Origin of the sequence: Streptomyces sp. NPDC048639 (assembly GCF_043199075.1) — a bacterium.
Lineage (GTDB): Bacteria > Actinomycetota > Actinomycetes > Streptomycetales > Streptomycetaceae > Streptomyces.
The window spans coordinates 1-18,797 of sequence record NZ_JBICVP010000020.1 but is presented as its reverse complement, the minus strand read 5'-3'; the positions used below and the strand labels follow the sequence as shown (position 1 = coordinate 18,797).

The 18,797-nt window shown below is 73.8% G+C and carries 4 protein-coding genes; all 4 read right to left on the bottom strand.

The window, feature by feature from the left end; all coding sequences use genetic code 11:
* Positions 1 to 15: 15 nt before the first annotated feature.
* A complete protein-coding gene (locus ACGFNH_RS32470) occupies positions 16 to 1,266 on the bottom strand; it encodes an activator-dependent family glycosyltransferase (protein WP_393659952.1) in 1,251 nt (416 codons plus the stop codon).
* The gene (locus ACGFNH_RS32465; RefSeq protein ID WP_393659950.1) at positions 1,263 to 12,410 is read right to left on the bottom strand and encodes a type I polyketide synthase; all 11,148 of its coding nucleotides are present in this window, start codon (positions 12,408 to 12,410) and stop codon (positions 1,263 to 1,265) included. Before ACGFNH_RS32465 ends, ACGFNH_RS32470 begins: the two co-directional genes overlap by 4 nt.
* A complete protein-coding gene (locus ACGFNH_RS32460) occupies positions 12,407 to 12,748 on the bottom strand; it encodes a hypothetical protein (protein WP_393659948.1) in 342 nt (113 codons plus the stop codon). The genes ACGFNH_RS32465 and ACGFNH_RS32460 overlap by 4 nt, the downstream gene beginning before the upstream one ends.
* The coding region (locus ACGFNH_RS32455) for a type I polyketide synthase (RefSeq protein WP_393659946.1) at positions 12,745 to 18,797 on the bottom strand (6,053 nt) is incomplete at its 5' end. The genes ACGFNH_RS32460 and ACGFNH_RS32455, both read right to left, overlap by 4 nt.

The window sequence follows — 18,797 nt, the reverse complement described above, 5'->3', positions numbered from 1 at the left end:
AGGGCCGGCGGGTGGTCATCTGACCTCCGCCAGTCGTTCCAGGGCCGGCACCACGTCGTGCGGGCTCGGCATCGCCTCGCAGGCGGCCCGCAGCCGCCGGGCCCCCTCGCCGAACTCCGGCTGCCCGGTGAGCTGCCGGATGTGGTCGCGCACGTTGTCCGCGGTGGCGTCCCGGTGGTGCAGATGGATACCGGCTCCCGCCTGCTGGAGCGCCCGGCCGCGCAGTTCGTGGTCGGAGACCAGGGTGGAGAGCACCAGTTGGGGCACTCCGTCGGCCATGGCGGTGGCGAAGCTGCCGTAGCCGCCGTGGTGGATGACGGCCGAGCAGCTCGGCAGCAGCGTGTGCAGGGCCACCGAGTCGACGGCCCTGGCGTTGTCGGGGACGGCGGTGAGCTTCTCCCGCTGGGCGGGCAGCAGCGCGGCCACCACCTCCAGGTCCTCGTCGGCGAGGGCGTCGAGGATCTCCTGCACCGAGACGTAGTCGCCGCCGTAGTCCTCGGTGTTGGAGGCCCCCAGGCTGAGGCAGACACGTGGCCGCTTCGGCGCCTCGCGCAGCCAGTCCCACACGACCGCGCGACCGTTGTACGGGACGTGGCGCATCGGCAGTTCGGGCGATGCCGTCGGTACCGACAGCGCCGTGGGCAGGGTGCTGATGGTGGCCTGACCGTGCAGCATCTCCTCGTCGCAGGAGAAACCGAACGGTTCCGATCTGGCTGCCAGCCACTCGGCGAGCGGGTCGACCCGCTCGCTCTCGGGCTGCTCCCGCATCAGCTCCAGGTACGTGTGCCGAGTGCGGCCCCACACGTCGGCGCACCACATCAGGCGGGCGTGGGCCGCCCCGCTGATGCGGGCGGCGACCGCCCCCGCGTATGCCAGCGGGTCCCGGACGACCAGATCGGGCCGCCAGCTCTGCGCGAGGGCTGCCAGGTCCTCGATCATGGAGTCGTTGTAGACGGCGAAGGCGTAGGGGACGCTCAGCTCGTAGCGTTCCTTCAGCTCCGCCCAGTCCACCTCGGGCCGCTCGCAACGGCTCCAGTTCGCGGTCCGGTAGTCCTGCGACTCCCGGTAGGCGGCCATGTCGTGGTGGATGCCGTGGTCGCTGCCGACGGGGATGGCGGTGAGCCCGGCGCGGGTGATGGTCTCGGTCGCCATGGGCTGGCTCGCCACACGGACGTCGTGGCCGGCGGCGGTGAGTGCCCACGCCAGCGGAGCCATGAGGTACACATGGGATTTCTCGGACAGGGTGACGAAGAGGACCCGCATCATGCTCCCTCGTTTCGGTGGGCCGGCGGACGATCGGCGGCGCGCGGCGGCAGACCTGTGCCGATCCAGGTGGCGAGGGCGCTCGCGGTGCTGGCGGCGTGCGACTCCATCATCGTGAAGTGATTGCCGGGGACGTCGACCACACTGCCGGCGCCGTCCCAGGAGCTCTGCCAGTCCCCCGGTTCCAGCGGCCCCTCCTGGGCGGCGGTGACCGGTGGTTCGCTGGGGCGCACCAGCACCACGGGTGTGGACAGGTCGCCCGGATCCCATTCGCCGATCATGCTGATGTACCAGCTCATCGCGGACAGCCGGTCGGCGTCCATGTGCGCGAACATCGACTCCCGGTCGAACATCCCGCCCAGCATCTCGGCCGAGAAACGGGTGAACGGCGAGTCCGTACGCGGCATGTAGGTGTCGAGCAGTGCCACACCCAGGGGCGGTTGCCCGGACTTCTCCAGATGGCGGGCGGTGGCCAGCGCCAGGATGCCGCCGGAGGAGGAGCCGGTGAGGACGAACGGCCTGCCGTCGGCACACCGCAGCACCCACTCGGCCTGTGTCCTGGCCACCACGTCGAGCGAGGCGGGCAGCGGTTCGCCGCGCCCGAAGCCGGGCGTGGGGAAGGCCCATACGTCCCGCCGGCCGCGGAACGCGGAGGCGAACCGCGCGTACTGGTGCACCCCGGCCAGCGCCACGTACGAGCTGAAGCAGATCAGGGCGGCGCCCTCGTCCCCGGCGGCCAGCCGGAGCCCGGCGGCCGGGCCGGTCAGTTCGGCCGGCGACTCGAAGACGGGCCGCAGCTCGGCGACCGCCTGGAGCAGGGCGAACCCCTCGTCGATACGCCCCTGTTCGCAGGCGGTGCGGAACAGCGCGCCCACGGTGTCCTCAGGCCGGCCGGCCCCGTGTGCCGTCCCGTCGTCGGACCGGTCCCCGCTCGGGGCGCCGTGTGCGGCGGACGTCGCCCCGGCGAACCGCTCGGCCAGATCGGCGGCGACTGCCTGTGGCGTGTCGAGGTCGAAGACGAGCGTCGGGGGCAGCCGGAAGCCGGTCACGGAGCCGAGCCGGTTGCGCAGCTCCACGGCGGTCAGTGAGTCGAAACCCAGCTCCGCGAAGTGCCGGTCGGGCAGCACCTCGTCTGTCGAGTCGTGGCCGAGCACGGTGGCGACCTGCTCGCGGACCGCGTCGAGCAGGACCGCGAGGCGTTCCTCCTCCTCGCGTCCCGCCAGCCGTGCGGCCAGGGACCTCCCGCCGTCGGCCGGTGCCGCCGCGGCGACGGCGCGACGTGTCCCCGTACGCGATGCGGTCCGCGCGTCCCGGGCCACGGCGATCACGGCCGCGTCGGGTGCGGCGAGGGCCGCGTCGAACAGCGCGAGGCCCGTTTCCGCGGTCAGCGGCAGCATGCCGTTGCGGGCCATCCGCTCCCGGTCGCCCGCGCCGAGCCCGGCGGTCATGCCGCTCTCGGCCGCCCACAGCCCCCAGGCGACCGATGTGCCCGGCAGACCGTGCGCCCGGCGGTGCCCGGCGAGTCCGTCGAGGAAGGTGTTGGCCGCGGCGTACGCGCCCTGGCCGGCCGCTCCAAAGGTGCCCGCCGCCGAGGAGAACATCATGAAGAGCGACAGATCCTGACCCTGCGTCAGCCGGTGCAGGTGCCATGCCGCGTCCGCCTTCGGGCGCAGCACGCGGTCGACCTGGGCATCGGTGAGCGAGGTCAGCGTCGCGTCGTCGACGACCCCCGCGACATGCACGACGCCGGTCAGCGGATGCTGCTCCGGGACGCGGGCGAGCAGTTCTTCGAGGCCGGCGGGATCGGCGACATCGCACGCGACGAGCGTCGACTCGGCACCTTGCGCGGCCAGTTCGGCGATCAGGGCCTCGGCCCCCGGTGCGTCCCCGCCGCGCCGGGACGCCAGCAGCAGCCGGCGCGCCCCGTGCACCGTGACCAAGTGCCGTGCCACCAGGGAGCCGAGGGCGCCGGTGGCACCGGTGACGAGGACGGTGCGATCGGGGTCGAAGGGTGGTGCCGTCGCCGAGTCGGACACAGGATCGGACAGGGTGTCGGACGCGGAGTGGGACGCGGAGTGGGACGCGGAGTGGGACGCGGAGTGGGACGCGGTGTCCGCGACTCGTGCGGTGACGTCCGGCACCAGCAGCGCTCCGTCGCGCACAGCGGACTGCGGCCGAGCGGCGGCGACCGCGGCCGGGACGGCCCGCCGGGCTTCGTCGCCCCCGCCCTCGACAGCCGCGTCGATGTCGACGAGTTGCAACCGGTCGGGGTGTTCCAGCTGGGCGGACCTGATGAGCCCCCACAGGGCGGCGCCCGCGAGGTCGCTCACGTCCTCCCCTTCGGCGGCGGCGAGGGCCCCGCGGGTGACGAGGACCAGGCGCGAGCCGGAGAACCGGTCGTCGACGGTCCAGTCCTGTACGAGATCGACGGCCGCGGCCAGCAACTCCCTGGTGGCCACGGGTGCGGGCGTATCGGGTGCGGTGCAGGCGGTCAGGACGACCCTGGGCGCGGCGGTTCCGGTGTCGACGGCCGCCGCGAGCGAGGCGAGGTCGGCGTAGCACTCCAGGTGCACTCCTGAGGCGTCCAGTGCCTCGGCGAGACCGCCGCCGCCCTGTCCGAGCAGCGCCCAGCGCACGGTCTCGGGGGCAGGGGCGGACGGCTGTGGCTCGGCGGGCCGCCAGCGCTGTACGAGGAGGGGCTGCGGGGCGTCGGCCGTACGGGCTTCGGGGGCGTCGGGGATCTGGCCGGCGGCCACCCTGCGCAGGACCAGGCCGTCCGCCGTGGCCACCGGTCGCCCCTCGGGGTCGGCGACGGACACCGTGTACGCGTCCGGGCGTCCGCCGGGCGCCAGGTGGACGCGCAGCGCGCTCGCCCCCGTCGCGTGCAGGGTGACGCCGTTCCAGGCGAACGGCAGGGTCGCCTCGGCATCCTCGTGGCCGTCGGCGTCCAACGCCCCGACGAGCAGGGTCTGTACGGCCGCGTCCAGCAGGGCGGGGTGCAGTCCGTAGCGGGACGCCTCGGCGCGGTGGCTCTCCGGCAGCGCCACTTCGGCGTACACGTCCTGGTCCCGCCGCCACACGCGGCCGAGCCCCCGGAACGCAGGCCCGTAGGTGAACCCTCCGGCGGCGAAGTGTGCGTACCAGTCGCCCTCCCCCGCCGTTCCGGGCTCGACCGGAACGGCATCCGGCGGCGGCCAGGCCCCGCCCTCCGGCGGCACCGCTCCGGTTTCCTCGGCGAGCAGTCCCTGCGCATGGCGGGTCCACGGCCGGTCGGCGGCGGTGTCCGCGCCCCGCGAGTGCACGCTGAACGGCCGCCGCCCGTCCTCGTCCGGGCCGCCGAGGGCGAGTTGAAGCTGCACGGCGCCGCGTTCGGGGAGCACCAGTGGGGTTTCCAGGGTCAGTTCGGCGACATGGCCGAGGCCGACCAGGTCACCGGCGTGCAGGCCCAGTTCCAGATACGCGGTCGCGGGCAGGATGGTGCGGCCCAGCACCTGGTGATCGGCGAGCCAGGGATGGCTCCGGGTGGACAGGCGTCCGCTGAGGACGAGCGCTCCGGTGTCGGCGACGCTCACCGCGGCAGACAGCAGCGGATGCTCGGCCCGCTCCAGGCCCGCGGCGGTGACATCGCCGGGCTGCCCGGATGCGTCCAGCCAGTAGCGGCGCCGCTGAAAGGCGTACGTCGGCAGCAACACCGGTGGGAGTTCGGGGAGTTGGGCTGTCCAGTCGAGGCGCAGGCCGTCGACGTGGAGCCGGGCCACTGCTCCGAGCAGCGAGGCCGCCTCGGGCCGGTCCTTGCGGAGCGCCGGTACGAGTACGGCTGCCCCTGGGTCCTCCATGGCTGTCTGTGCGAGGGCGGTGAGGGTTCCGTCGGGGCCGAGTTCGAGGCAGCGGCCCACACCTTGGTCGGCGAGGGTGCCGATGGCGTCGGCGTAACGGACAGTGCGGCGGACGTGCTGCACCCAGTAGTCCGGCGACATCAACGCGTCCTCGGTTGCCGCCTCACCGGAGACCGTGGACACCAGAGGCAGCTTCGGCCGCGCGTAGGACAGGCTCTCCGCGACCTTGCGGAAGTCGGCGAGCATCGGCTCCATCAGCGGGGAATGGAAGGCGTGGCTGACGCGGAGAGCTGTGGTCTTGCGGTCCTGAGCGCGGAAGTGGTCCGCGATCTCTTCCACCGCACCGACGTCACCGGCGATGACGACCGCCTGCGGGCCGTTGACCGCGGCAAGACCGACCCGGTCGTTCAGCAGGGGCAGCACCTCCTCCTCGGATGCCTGGACTGCCACCATCGCGCCACCCTCGGGCAGCGCTTGCATCAACCGGCCGCGGGCCACGACGAGTCGGCAGGCGTCCGCGAGCGACCACACGCCCGCCACATGCGCGGCGGCGATCTCACCGATGGAGTGACCGGCAAGCGCATCCGGCCGGACCCCCCACGACTCCAACAGCCGGAACAACGCCACCTCAAGCGCGAAGAGTGCAGGCTGCGCGAACTCCGTACGGTTCAGCCGCTCCGCGTCGTCACCGAAGACGATCTCCCGCACCCTGAACGGCAATTCCGCATCCACCGCGTCGAAGGCGTCCGCGAAGGCGGGGTACGTCTCGTACAACTCCCGGCCCATGCCCAGCCGTTGCGCACCCTGCCCCGCGAACAGGAACGCCGTCCGCACATCGCGACGGGCCGTGCCGGTCGCCGCGTTCGCCGCCTCCTCACCGGAAGCGACGGCCTCCAACCCCCGCAGCAACTCCCCACGGTCCGAACCCCACACCACCGCCCGATGCTCGAACAGCGACCGCGACCGCACCAAAGACCCGGCGACCTCCACAACACCCAGCGCTTCGCCGGTCGTCACGTACTCCGCCAACCGCCCCGCCTGCGCCCGCAACGCAGCAGCCGAACGCCCCGACACCACCCACGGCACCACAGCACCCTCGACCGACGCACCCGGAACCACCGACTCCTCCGGGACCACCGCCTCCGGACCCGGAGCCTCCTCCAGCACCACATGCGCATTCGTACCGCTGATGCCGAACGACGAGACTCCCGCCCGCCGCGCACCCTCTTCGGTCCGCGGCCACTCGGCGCCCTCGGTGAGCAGCTCCACAGAACCGGCGGTCCAGTCGACGTGCGACGAGCGTTCGTCCGCGTGCAGGGTCCGCGGCAGCATGCCCTGCTGCAGGGCCAGCACCATCTTGATCACACCCGCCACACCGGCGGCGGCCTGGGTGTGACCGATGTTCGACTTCACCGCCCCCAGCAGCAGCGGCCGTTCGCGGTCCTGCCCGTACGTGGCGAGCAGGGCCTGCGCCTCGATGGGATCGCCCAGGGTCGTACCCGTGCCGTGCGCCTCCACCGCGTCCACATCAGCAGGCTTCAACCCCGCACCAGCCAGCGCCTGACGGATCACCCGCTGCTGCGACGGACCATTCGGCGCCGTCAGACCATTCGACGCACCGTCCTGATTGACCGCACTCCCCCGCACCACGGCCAGCACCCGATGCCCAAGCCGCTGAGCATCGGAAAGCCGCTCGACGAGCACCAGACCCGCACCCTCGGAGAACCCGGCCCCGTCCGCCGCATCCGAGAACGCCTTGCACCGACCGTCCGACGCCAACCCCCGCTGACGGCTGAAGTCCAGGAACAACCCCGGCGTCGACATCACCGTCACACCACCGGCCAACGCCAGATCACACTCACCACCGCGCAACGCCTGCACCGCCAGATGCAACGCCACCAGGGCGGCCGAGCACGCCGTGTCCACCGTCACCGCGGGGCCCTCCAGGCCCAGCGTGTACGACACGCGGCCCGACATCACGCTCGCTGAGTTTCCCGTACCGAGGTGACCCGCGACTTCGTCGGCCGTGGCGGGGTCGAGGGGACGGGAGGCGTAGTCCTGGTAGTTGGTGCCGGCGAAGACTCCGGTGCGGGAGCCCCGCAGCGACATCGGGTCGATCCCGGCCCGCTCGAACGCCTCCCACGCCAGCTCCAGCAGCAGCCTCTGCTGCGGGTCCATCGCGAGCGCCTCACGCGGGGAGACACCGAAGAAGCCGGGGTCGAAGTCGGCCGCGTGGTCGAGGAACCCGCCACCGCGGCTGCTGGCCCGTCCGGGCACGCCCGGCTCGGGGTCGTAGAGGGCGTCGATGTCCCAGCCGCGGTCGTCGGGCCAGTCGGTGATGGCGTCCTTGCCGTCCGCGAGGAGCTGCCAGAACTCCTCGGGGGTGCTGACCCCGCCGGGGAAGCGGCAGCTCATGGCGGTGATGACGATCGGGTCGTCGTCGGTGGCGCGGAGTGCGGGGAGCACGGCGTCCGGGGTGGCGGCGGTGGACGGGGCGAGGGTGGTGCGGAGGTGTTCCGCGAGGTCGGCCGGGGTGGGGTAGTCGAAGACGAGGGTGGCGGGCAGGGGGCGCCCGAGGGCTCCGCTGAGGGCGTTGCGGAGTTCCACTGCGGTGAGCGAGTCGAAGCCGAGTTCGCGGAAGGAGCGGGTGGGTTCGACGTCCTGCGGCCCGGCGTGGTTGAGGACGACGGCGACATGGGCGCGGACGAGTTCCTCGAGGGCGGCTCGCTGCTCGGGTTCGGCGAGCGCGGCCAGTTGCCGGGTGAGGTCACCGCTGTCGGGAGTCTCGGCGTCGGCGTGCGGGGAGTCGCCGTGAGGCGTACGGCGGGCGGCCAGAGCGCGACCGGCGTCGGGCAGGTCGTCGAGGAAGGGGCGGGGGCGGGCCGTGGTGTAGGCGTGGGCGAACAGGTCCCAGTCGATGTCGGTGACGGCGAGGGTGGTGTCGTCGTGGTCGAGGGCCTGTTGCAGGGCGCTCAGCGCGAGTTCGGGGTTCATGGGGCGCACGCCGTGCCGTTGGAGGCGTTCGCCGACCGAGCCCTCGGCCATGCCTCCGTCCGCCCAGGGGCCCCAGGCGATGGCGGTGGCGGGGAGGCCGCGGGAGCGGCGCTGCTGGGCGAGGGCGTCCAGGAAGGCGTTGCCGGGGGCGTAGTTGGCGTGGCCGGGGGCGCCGATCGTGCCTGCGGTGGAGGAGAAGAGGACGAACGCGGACAGGTCGAGGCCGGAGGTGAGGGCGTCGAGGTTGCGGGCGCCTTCGGCCTTGACGCGCAGGACCTCGGCGAGTTGGTCGGGGGTGAGGGTCGTGATGACGCCGTCGCGCAGGACGGCGGCGGTGTGGAAGACGGCGGTGAGCGGTCGTTCGGCGGGGATGGCCTCCAGCAGGGCGGCGAGTTCGTCGCGGTCGGAGATGTCGCAGGCGGCGATCTCCACGTGCCCTGCGCCGAGTTCGGTGAGTTCGTCCCGCAGTTCGGCCGCGCCGGGGGCGTCCGGGCCCGTACGGCTGACCAGGAGGAGTCCTGGGACGCCCTGGCCGGCGAGCCTGCGTGCGACGTTACGGCCGAGGGCGCCGGTGCCGCCGGTGACGAGGACGGTGCCGGTGGGGGCCCAGTCGCGGACTGCGCCCAGGCCGCCCGTTGCCGCGCGGGTGAAGCGGCGGGCGAGAAGGCCGGTGCCGCGGACGGCGAGCTGGTCCTCCTGGCCGACACCGGCCAGAGCCGCGGTGAGCCGCTCGGCGGCCGTACGGTCGAGGGTCGCGGGCAGGTCGACCAGGCCGCCCCAGCGCTGGGGCTGTTCGAGGGCGACGACCCGGCCGAAGCCCCAGACGAGGGCCTGCTGCGGGGCGTCGACGGTCTCGGTCCCTCGGGTGGCGACGGCGCCACGGGTGGCGAACCAGACGGGTGCCTCCTGGCCGAGGTCGTCGAGCGCCTGGACGAGGGCGACGGTTGCGGCGAAACCGCGGGGCAGGCCGGGCAGGTCGTCGTGGTCCTCCTCGTCGAGGGCGAGCAGGGACAGGACCGCCTGCGGCCGGTCCTGTCCGGTGGCGCCGAGGAGTTCGGCGATGCGGTCGCGGTCGTCGTGCGGGGCGACCTCGACGGTGACCGGGTCGGCGCCTGCGCGGGCAAGGGCGTCCACGACGGCGGTGGCGAGGACGTGGTGGGGGTGGGCCGGGTCCCGGTGGGCGGCGGGCAGGGCGACGAGCCAACTGCCGCGCAGCACGGGGGCCGTGGTGGCAGGCAGGGCTTTCCAGCCGACGCGGTAGCGCCAGGCGTCGGCCTCGGCGTTCTCCCGGCTGCGCCTGCGGTAGTCGCTGAGGGCGGGCAGGACGGTGGCGAGGGTGTCCTCGTCGAGGTGGAGGGCGGTGGCCAGCGGGCCGGTGTCGCCGTTCTCGACGGACTCCCAGAAGCGGGAGTCGAGGTCGGTGCCTTGGGGCGCCGCGGGCCCGGTGAGCGCGCCGGGCGTGGGCCAGTAGGTGCGGCGCTGGAAGGCGTATGTGGGCAGATCGACGCGGGTGCCCGCCCCGACGAGGGCAGGCCAGTCGACGGTTGCGCCGCCGCGGACGCTCAGTTCGGCAAGGGAGTTGAGGAAGCGGCGCGGCCCGCCTTCGCCGCGGCGCAGCGTTCCGGCGACGACCGTGCCCGTGCGGCGGTCCTCGTCGAGGGTGTCGCGGACGGCGGCCGTGAGCACGGGGTGCGGGCTGGACTCGACGAAGGTGCGGAAGTCCTGTGCGGCCAGGGCACGTACGGCGTCGGCGAAGCGGACGGTGCGTCGCAGGTTGTCGAACCAGTAGGCGGCGTCGAGGCGTTCGGTGTCCAGCCAGTCGCAGGCGACGGTGGAGAAGAACGGCACGTCCGCGGTGCGCGGCCGCAAAGGGGCGAGGTCGGTGAGGAGCCGTGCGCGGATCTGCTCGACCTGGGAGGAGTGGGAGGCGTAGTCGACGGGGATCTGCCGGGCCTGTGCTCCGGCGGCGGTGAGGTCGGCGACCAGATCGCGTACGGCGTCGGCCTCGCCGGAGACGACCACGGAGGCGGGTCCGTTGACGGCCGCGACGGAGACCCGCCCCTCCCAGGGGGCGAGCCGCGCCTCGACCTCCGCCGCGGGCAACAGCACGGACGCCATGCCGCCGCTGCCGGCGAGCGCGGTGATGGCCCTGCTGCGCAGGACCACCACGCGGGCCGCGTCGTCCAGGGTCAGGCCCCCGGCGACGCAGGCGGCGGCGATCTCGCCCTGGCTGTGGCCGACGACTGCGTCGGGGCGCACACCGCGGGACTCCCAGAGGCGGGCCAGCGAGACCATCGTCACGAACAGCAGGGGCTGGACGACGTCCACGCGGTCGAGGGTGGGTGCGCCGTCCTCGCCGCGCAGGACCGCTTCGACGGACCAGTCGACGTAACCCTCGACCGCCGCCGCACAGGTGGTGAAGTGCTCGCGGAACTCCGGGTCGGCGTCGAGGAGTTCGGTGGCCATACCGGACCACTGGGGGCCTTGGCCGGGGAAGACGAAGACGGTACGGCCGTCCACGTCGGCCACGCCCTGCACGAGCCCGGCCGCCGGTGCGCCCGCCGCCAGCGACTCCAGGCCGCGCAGCAGTTCGGCGTCGTCGTCGGCCCGGGCCAGCAGGACGGCACGGTGCTCGAAGGCGGAGCGGGTGGCGGCCAGCGACCAGGCCACGTCGTGCGGGGCCGGGGCGTCCTCGGCGCGCAGCCGGGCGTGCAGAGCGGCGGCCTGGGAGCGCAGCGCGGCGGCGCTGCGCCCGGAGACGACGTACGGCAGCGCGTCGCGGGCCGGTGGCGAGTCGGGCTGTCCGGCGGCCCGGGGAGCGTCGGGGACGGGCTGTTCGGCGGACTCGGATGCGGCGGACTCGGGCCCTACGGGGACGGGCTGTTCGGCCGGTTCGGACGCTTGGGGGTGGCGCTGTTCGGCCGGCTCCGGCCCTTCCGGGGCGGGCTGTTCGAGAATGACGTGGGCGTTGGTGCCGCTGACGCCGAAGGAGGAGACACCCGCCACGCGCGGCCGGTCGCCGCCGGGCCAGGTTCGGGCCTCGTCGAGCAGTTCCACGCGGCCCGCGGTCCAGTCGACGTGGGTGGTGGGCCGGTCGACGTGGAGGGTGCGGGGCAGCAGGCCGTGCCGCATGGCGAGCACCATCTTCATGACGCCGGCGACTCCGGCGGCGGCCTGGGTGTGCCCGATGTTGGACTTGATCGAGCCCAGCCACAGCGGCCGTTCACGGTCCTGCCCGTACGTGGCGAGCAGCGCCTGCGCCTCGATGGGATCGCCCAGGGTCGTACCCGTGCCGTGCGCCTCCACCGCGTCGACGTCGGCGGTGGACAGCTGGGCGTCGGCGAGGGCCTGCCAGATGACGCGCTGCTGGGAGGGTCCGTTGGGGGCGGTCAGTCCGTTGGAGGCACCGTCCTGGTTGACCGCGCTGCCACGGACCACGGCGAGCACCGGATGGCCGAGACGCCGGGCGTCCGCCAACCGCTCCACCAGCAGCATCCCCGCCCCTTCGGACCAGCCGGTGCCGTCGGCGGCCTCGGCGAACGCCTTGCAACGGCCGTCGGGGGCGAGTCCCCGCTGCCGGCTGAACTCCAGGAACAGGCCGGGGGTGGACATCACGGTGACGCCGCCGGCGAGCGCCAGGTCGCACTCCCGCGCGCGCAGCGCCCGTACGGCCAGGTGCAGGGCGACCAGGGAGGAGGAGCAGGCGGTGTCGACGGTGGCGGCGGGGCCCTCCAGACCGAGGGTGTAAGAGATGCGGCCGGAGACGACGCTGGCGGCGTTGCCGGTGCCGACGTGCCCCTCCAGACTCTCCTGCGAAGCCATCAGGAGTGCCGGGTAGTCCTGGCCGTTGGTGCCGGCGAAGACACCGGTGCGAGAGCCGCGCAGCGCCATCGGGTCGATGCCCGCCCGCTCGAACGCCTCCCAGGAGATCTCCAGCAGCAGCCGCTGCTGCGGATCCATCGCCATCGCCTCGCGCGGTGATATCCCGAAGAAGGAGGCGTCGAAGTCGCCTGCGCCGGGGAGAGCGCCGCCGGTGGTGCAGTACGTCCTACCCGGACGGCCCGGCTCGGGGTCGTAGTGGTCGGCGAGGTTCCAGCCCCGGTCGGTGGGCCACTCGGTCATGGCGTCGCCACCGGAGCCGAGCAGCCGCCACAGCTCCTCGGGCGTATCGGCGCCGCCCGGGAACCGGCAGCTCATCGCGACGATGGCGACGGGTTCCCGGGACGCGGACTCCGCCTCGCGCAGCCGCTTGCGGGTCTCGTGGAGATCGCCGGTGACCTTCTTGAGGTAGCTGAGGAGCTTTTCCTGCTCGTTCACGCCTGCTCACCCGCCCTGAAGGTCATGCCGGTCACGGCGGTGGTCGTGGGAGTGCCGGCCGGCGAGCCCCAAGTGGCGGCGCCGCCGAGGGCCGTGGCACGGGTGGCCGTGGCGCTCATGGCCGTGGCACGGGTGGCCGTGACGGTGCCTTTGTTGGCCGCGCCGTGGCTGGCCGCGTGGTGGCTGGCCGCGCCGTGGCTGGCCGCGTGGTGGTTGGCCGCGTGGTGGTTGGCCGCACCCCCGGTGGCCGTGACCGTGACGTTGACCGCACCGCCGGTGGCCGTCGGGCCGGTCGTCCTCCCGGTCCGGCGTCCCGTGCCCGTCGTCCCGCCGGTCATGACAGGTCGAGGTCGTTGTCGATGAGGGCGAAGATCTCCTCCGCGCCGGCGGAGTCGATCCGGTCCTGGAGGTCTCCTTCGCCGTCGTCCTTGCGTCCGTCCTGCGGCTCGCTCCGCCCGGTCCAGCGGGAGGCCAGTGCCGTCAGCCGGGAGGCGATCCGGCCGCGCTGCGCGTCGTCCTCGCCGAGCCCGGCGAGTGCCGCCTCCAACCGGTCGAGAGCGTCCAGGGCGGGCGCCCCGCCGCCTTCGGTATCCGTCAGCGACCGCAGATGGCGGGCGAGGGCCCGTGGCGTGGGCTGGTCGAAGAGGAGTGTGGCAGGCAGGTGGAGTCCGGCCGCCACGCCGAGCCGGTTGCGCAGTTCGACCGCCATCAGCGAGTCGAAGCCGAGTTCGGTGAAGGCACGGTCGGCGTCGATCGCGTCGGCGGAGCCGTGCCCGAGCACGGTGGCGACGTGGCCGCGCACCAGCTGGATCAGCAGCCGCTCCTGCTCGGCCTCGGCGAGCCCGGCGAGGCGGGTGCGCAGCGCACCACCCTCCGCCTCCGGCCCGCCGTCCTGCTCCGCGGCCTGCCGCAACAGGGCTTGCGCTTCGGGCAGTTCGGCCAGCAGGGGGGCGGACCGCACGGCGGTGAAGCCGGGTACGAAACGGTCCCAGGCCATCTCGGCCACGGTGACCGCGGCACCCCCGCCGGCCACCGCCCGCTCGAGCGCGGCGAGCGCCGCGTCCGGGTCGAGCGGGACCACTCCCCCGGCCCGCAGCCGGGCTTCGGCCTCGGGGCCACCGGCTGCCATGCCACTACCGGCCCACGGGCCCCAGGCCACGGCCGTGGCGGGCAGTCCTTCGGCGCGGCGCCGGGCGGCGAGCGCGTCGAGGTAGGCGTTGGCGGCGGCGTAGTTGCCCTGGCCCGCCGAGCCGACGGTGCCGGCGAAGGAGGAGAACAGGACGAACGCCGACAGTTCGCGGTCGCGGGTGAGCCGGTCGAGGTTGCGGGCGGCGGCCAGCTTCGGCCGCAGGACCGCTTCCAGGCGTTCCGGGGTCAGAGACTCCAGCAGACCGTCGTCCAGGACGCCGGCGGCGTGCACCACGGCGTCGACCGGGTGTGCGGCCAGCAGTGCGGCGAGGGCGTCGGGGTCGGCGGTGTCGCAGGCGGCCAGCGTCACCTCGGCCCCCGCCGCGACGAGTTCGGCCCGCAGGGCCTCCGCGCCGTCGGCGTCCGGGCCGCGGCGGCCGGCCAGCACCAGGTGCCGGGCGCCGCGCTCGGCGAGCCGGAGGGCGACACGGGCACCGAGTGCACCGGTGCCGCCGGTGATGAGCACCGTCTCGCCCGCACAGTTCCACTCGGGCTCGGTGGTCGGCGCGGACGATTGGGCGTGCACCAGGCGGCGGGCGAAGATCCCGGCAGCCCGTACGGCGGCCTGGTCCTCTCCCGTGGTACCGGACAGCAGTCCCGCGAGCCGTTCTGCGGTCCGGCCGTCGAGATCGGCGGGGAGGTCGACGAGACCGCCCCAGCGCTGCGGCTGCTCCAGCGCGGCGACCCTGCCGACGCCCCAGGCGGCGGCCTGCACCGGTGAGGTCACGCTCTCCCGGTCGGTGGCGGCGACCGCTCCGACGGTGGCACACCACAGCGGGGCGCCGATCTCCAGATCCCCGAGCGCCTGCGTCAGGGCGAGCAAGGCGGCCAGGCCGGCGGGGGTGGCGGTGCGGTCGGGGGTGGCGGTGCGGTCGGGGTCGGTGTTTCCGTGCAGGCCGGCGGCCGCGGGCTCCTCGTCCAGTGCCAGCAGCGACAGCACGCCCTCCAGGGCATCCCGTTCGGGCAGTTTGCCCAGGTGCTCCACGAGCCCGTCACGGTCGGCCAGGGAGCAGTCCACCGAGATCGGTACGACATGCGCACCCTGCGCGGTCAATCCCTCGGTGAGCGCGTCCGTCCAGGGTTCCTCGGCCCGGGAGGCGGGCAGCGCGAGCAGCCAGGTGCCGGACAGGACCGGCGGCGGGCCGTCCGGCACCGGCCGCCAGGCCACCGTGTAAGCACTGGAGTCGAGTGCGGCGCTCTCGCGGCGGCGGCGCCTCCAGGACGACAGGGCCGGCAGCAGTTCGCTGAGCGGGGTGTCGTCGCCGAGGTCGGTGCGCTCGGTCAACTCTCCGAGATCGCCGCGCTCGACGGCGGCCCAGAACTCCTCGTCGGCGGCACCGCCGTCGCCCCGCACCACGGCCGGCTCGGCGGCCTCCAGCCAGTAGCGGCTGCGCTGGAACGCGTATGTCGGCAGCTCCACCGTACGGGCCGGGGCGGTCAGCCCCGTGGGCGTTCCGGCGAGCCCGCGCACGTGCAGGGCCGCCGCGGCCAGGAGTGCGGCGACCGGTTCCGGCCGGCCCCGGCGCAGCAGGGGGACGGCTACGGCGGCGTGCTCGGCCGGCCGCTCCGGGCGGTGCTGCTCGGTCTGCTCGGGCTGTCCCGACTGGTCCAGGGTGTCGAGAGTCATGGCGGTCAGCGATCCGTCCGGGCCGAGTTCGACGTAGGTGCCCACGCCGTCCTCCCGGAGGCGGCGCACACCGTCGGCGAAGCGCACGGTCCGCCGCACGTGCCGCACCCAGTGCTCGGGCGACGTCAGTTCGGCCTCCGTGGCCCTGCGCCCCGTCACGTTGGAGACGATCGGGATCGCCGGCACGTCGTACCGGACGCCGCGCGCGACCTCTTCGAACTCCGCAAGCATCGCGTCCATATGCGCCGAGTGAAACGCATGGCTGACCCGCAAACGCCTAGTCTTTCGACCCAACGCGGCGAAATGATCGATTATGTCCGACACGGCGTCCTCGTCACCGGAGACCACCACCGCGCCCGGCCCGTTGACGGCAGCGAGGGAGACCTGCCCCTCGCGACCCGCCACCAGCGGCGCCATCTCCTCCTCGGACGCCTGCACGGCGGCCATCGCACCGCCCTCGGGCAGCGCCTCCATCAGATGTCCCCGGGCGGCGACGAGCGCGCACGCGTCCGGCAGCGACAGCACCCCGGAGACGTACGCGGCCGACAGTTCGCCGATGGAGTGCCCCATCAGCGCGTCAGGGGTCACGCCCCAGGAACGCACCAGCTCGTACAAGGCGATGTGCACGGCGAACAGCGCGGGCTGGGTGTAGGCGGTACGGTCCAGCAGCCCGGCCCGATCCGTGCCCTCCTCGGCGAGCACCACCTCGGCCAGCGGCACGTCCAGGTGCGCGTCGAACGCGTCGCAGACCCGGCGGAAGGCATCGGCGTACACCGGGAACCGTTCGAGGAGCTCCCTGCCCATAGCGGGCCGCTGCGAGCCCTGCCCGCTGAACAGGAATGCCGTACGGCCCCACTGCCCGGTCCGGCCCCGCACCACGCCGGCGGCGTCCTCGTCACGGCCGAGGGCGGCCAGCCCGGCGAGGAGTTCCTCGCGGTCCTCGGCGACCACCACGGCCCGGTGCTCGAACACCGCTCGGCCCGCGGCCAGCGAGTGCGCCACATCGCCCGGGGCCGACTCGGGGCGGGCGGTCAGGTGGGCGCGCAGCCTCTCGGCCTGCGCGCGCAGTGCGGCGGCCGACCGTCCGCTGACCGGCCAGGCGACCGGCCCCGCGGCTGCCGGCTCGACCGCGGCGTGCTCCTCGGCGCCGCCCTCCAGGACGACGTGGGCGTTGGTGCCGCTGATGCCGAACGACGACACCGCCGCGCGCCTCGGCCGTCCCGTCTCCGGCCAGGGTTCCGGCCCGGCCAGCAGCTCGATCCGGCCCGCCGTCCAGTCGACGTGGGAGGTCGGCCGGGTCAGGTGCAGGGTCGCCGGCAGCGTCCCGTGCCGCATGGCCAGCACCGTCTTGATGACCCCGGCGACACCGGCGGCGGCCTGGGTGTGCCCGATATTGGACTTCACCGAGCCCAGCCACAGCGGCCGTTCACGGTCCTGGCCGTACGTGGCGAGCAGCGCCTGCGCCTCGATCGGATCGCCCAGCTTGGTGCCGGTGCCGTGCGCCTCCACCGCGTCGACATCGGCCGGGGTGAGGCCGCCCGCCGCCAGAGCGGCCCGGATGACCCGCTGCTGGGAGGGTCCGTTGGGGGCGGTCAGGCCGTTGCTGGCACCGTCGGAGTTGACGGCGCTTCCCCGGACGACGGCGAGGACCGGGTGGCCGTTGCGGCGGGCGTCGGAGAGCCGCTCCAGCAGAAGGATGCCGGCACCCTCGCCCCAGCCGGTGCCGTCGGCGTCGTCCGAGAACGCCTTGCACCGGTTGTCGCCGGCCAGCCCGCCCTGCCGGTCGAATTCGGCGAACGCGCCCGGCGTCGCCATCACCGTCACACCTCCGGCCAGCGCGAGATCGCACTCACCGGACCGCAGCGACTGTGCCGCCCAGTGCATCGCCACGAGAGAGGACGAGCACGCGGTGTCCACCGTGACCGCCGGCCCCTCCAGGCCGAGCGCATAGGCGACCCGGCCGGAGGCCACGCTCGCGGCATGGCCGGTCATCAACTGCCCCTGCGCGTCCTCCGGGACGGCATGGGCGGCCGATCCGTACCCCTGGTAGTTGGTGCCGACGAAGACACCCGTACGGGAACCGTGCAGCCCGCGCGGGTCGATCGTCGCCCGCTCCAGCGCCTCCCAGGAGATCTCCAGCAGCAGCCGCTGCTGCGGGTCCATCGCGAGCGCCTCGCGCGGCGATATCCCGAAGAAGTCCGCGTCGAAGTCGGCGGCGTCGTAAAGGAATCCGCCCTGGACCCCGTCCGCCTGCCAGCCGCGGTCCGCGGGCGGCGCGCCGATCGCGTCCACCCCCTCGGCCAGCAACCGCCAGAACTCCTCCGGGCCACGCACCCCGCCCGGGAAACGGCAGCCGATCGCCACGATCGCGATCCGCTCGTCGTCGGCATCGGCCTGTGCGGCGGCACGAACGGCCGGGGCCGCCGGGCCGGTCGCGGGCCCGGCATCGCCGAAGAGGTCACCGCCGATATGCCGCGCGAGTGCCTGTGGTGACGGGTAGTCGAACACCAGGGTCGCCGGCAGTCGTAGCGCGGTCGCCGCATTGAGGCGGTTGCGCAGTTCGACGGCGGTCAGCGAGTCGATGCCGAGACCACGGAAGTCCTGGGTCGCCTCCACGGTGTCCGGGCTCGCGTGCCCCAACACCATCGCCGTCTGTGTGCGTACGAGGTCCAGGACCGCCGTAGCCCGCTCGGCGTGCGGAAGCGCGGACAGCCGGGCGCGGAAGCTCTCCCCCGCGTCGCTGCCGTCCGCCGCGGAGGCGGCGCGCCGCGCAGGGGCGACGGCAAGGCCCCTCAGCATGGCGGGCAACGCCGCAACGGCCTGACGGTCCCGCAGCACTCGACGGTCGAGCGCGAGGGGTACGAGGGCCGCTTCGCTGCGCCGCATCGCCGCATCCAGCGCACCGAGTCCCTGTTCCGGGGTGAGCGGCCGCATGCCGCCGCGTGCCATGCGCCGGAGGTCGGCTTCGGTCAGGTCGGCCGTCATGCCCGCGCCCGGTGCCCACGGGCCCCAGGCAAGCGAAGTGGCGGGCAGACCGGAGGAACGACGCGTCGCCGCGAAAGCGTCCAGGAAGGCATTGGCCGCCGCATAGTTGGCCTGCCCGGCACCGCCGAATGTGCCCGCGACGGAGGAGAAGACCACGAACGCCGAGAGGTCGGCGCCGCGGGTCAGCTCGTGCAGAAGCACCGCCGCATCCGCCTTCGGCCGCATGACGTGAGCCAGCCGCTCCGGAGTGAGCGAAGCCACCACGCCGTCGTCCAGGACACCGGCCGCATGCACGACAGCGGTCAGCGGATGGTCGGTGGGAACGGTTTCGAGTGCGGCGGCAAGCTGGTCACGGTCGGCGACATCCACTGCCGCAACCTCCACCGTCGCCCCCAACTCAGCCAGTTCCGCGACGAGTTCACCGGCGCCTGGAGCTTCCAGCCCGCGGCGGCTCGCCAACAGCAGGTGCGTGATGCGGTGTTCGCTGACCAAGTGACGGGCCACCAATGCGCCCAGACCACCCGTACCACCGGTGATCAGCACCGTGCCGTCCGGATCGAGGGCCGCGGGAACGGTGAGGACCACCT

What these genes read in the sequence shown, in the direction of transcription:
- ACGFNH_RS32470 (WP_393659952.1), bottom strand. Translation starts at nt 1,266, where the DNA reads ATGATGCGGGTCCTCTTCGTCACCCTGTCCGAGAAATCCCATGTGTAC.
- ACGFNH_RS32460 (WP_393659948.1), bottom strand. Translation starts at nt 12,748, where the DNA reads ATGACCGGCGGGACGACGGGCACGGGACGCCGGACCGGGAGGACGACC.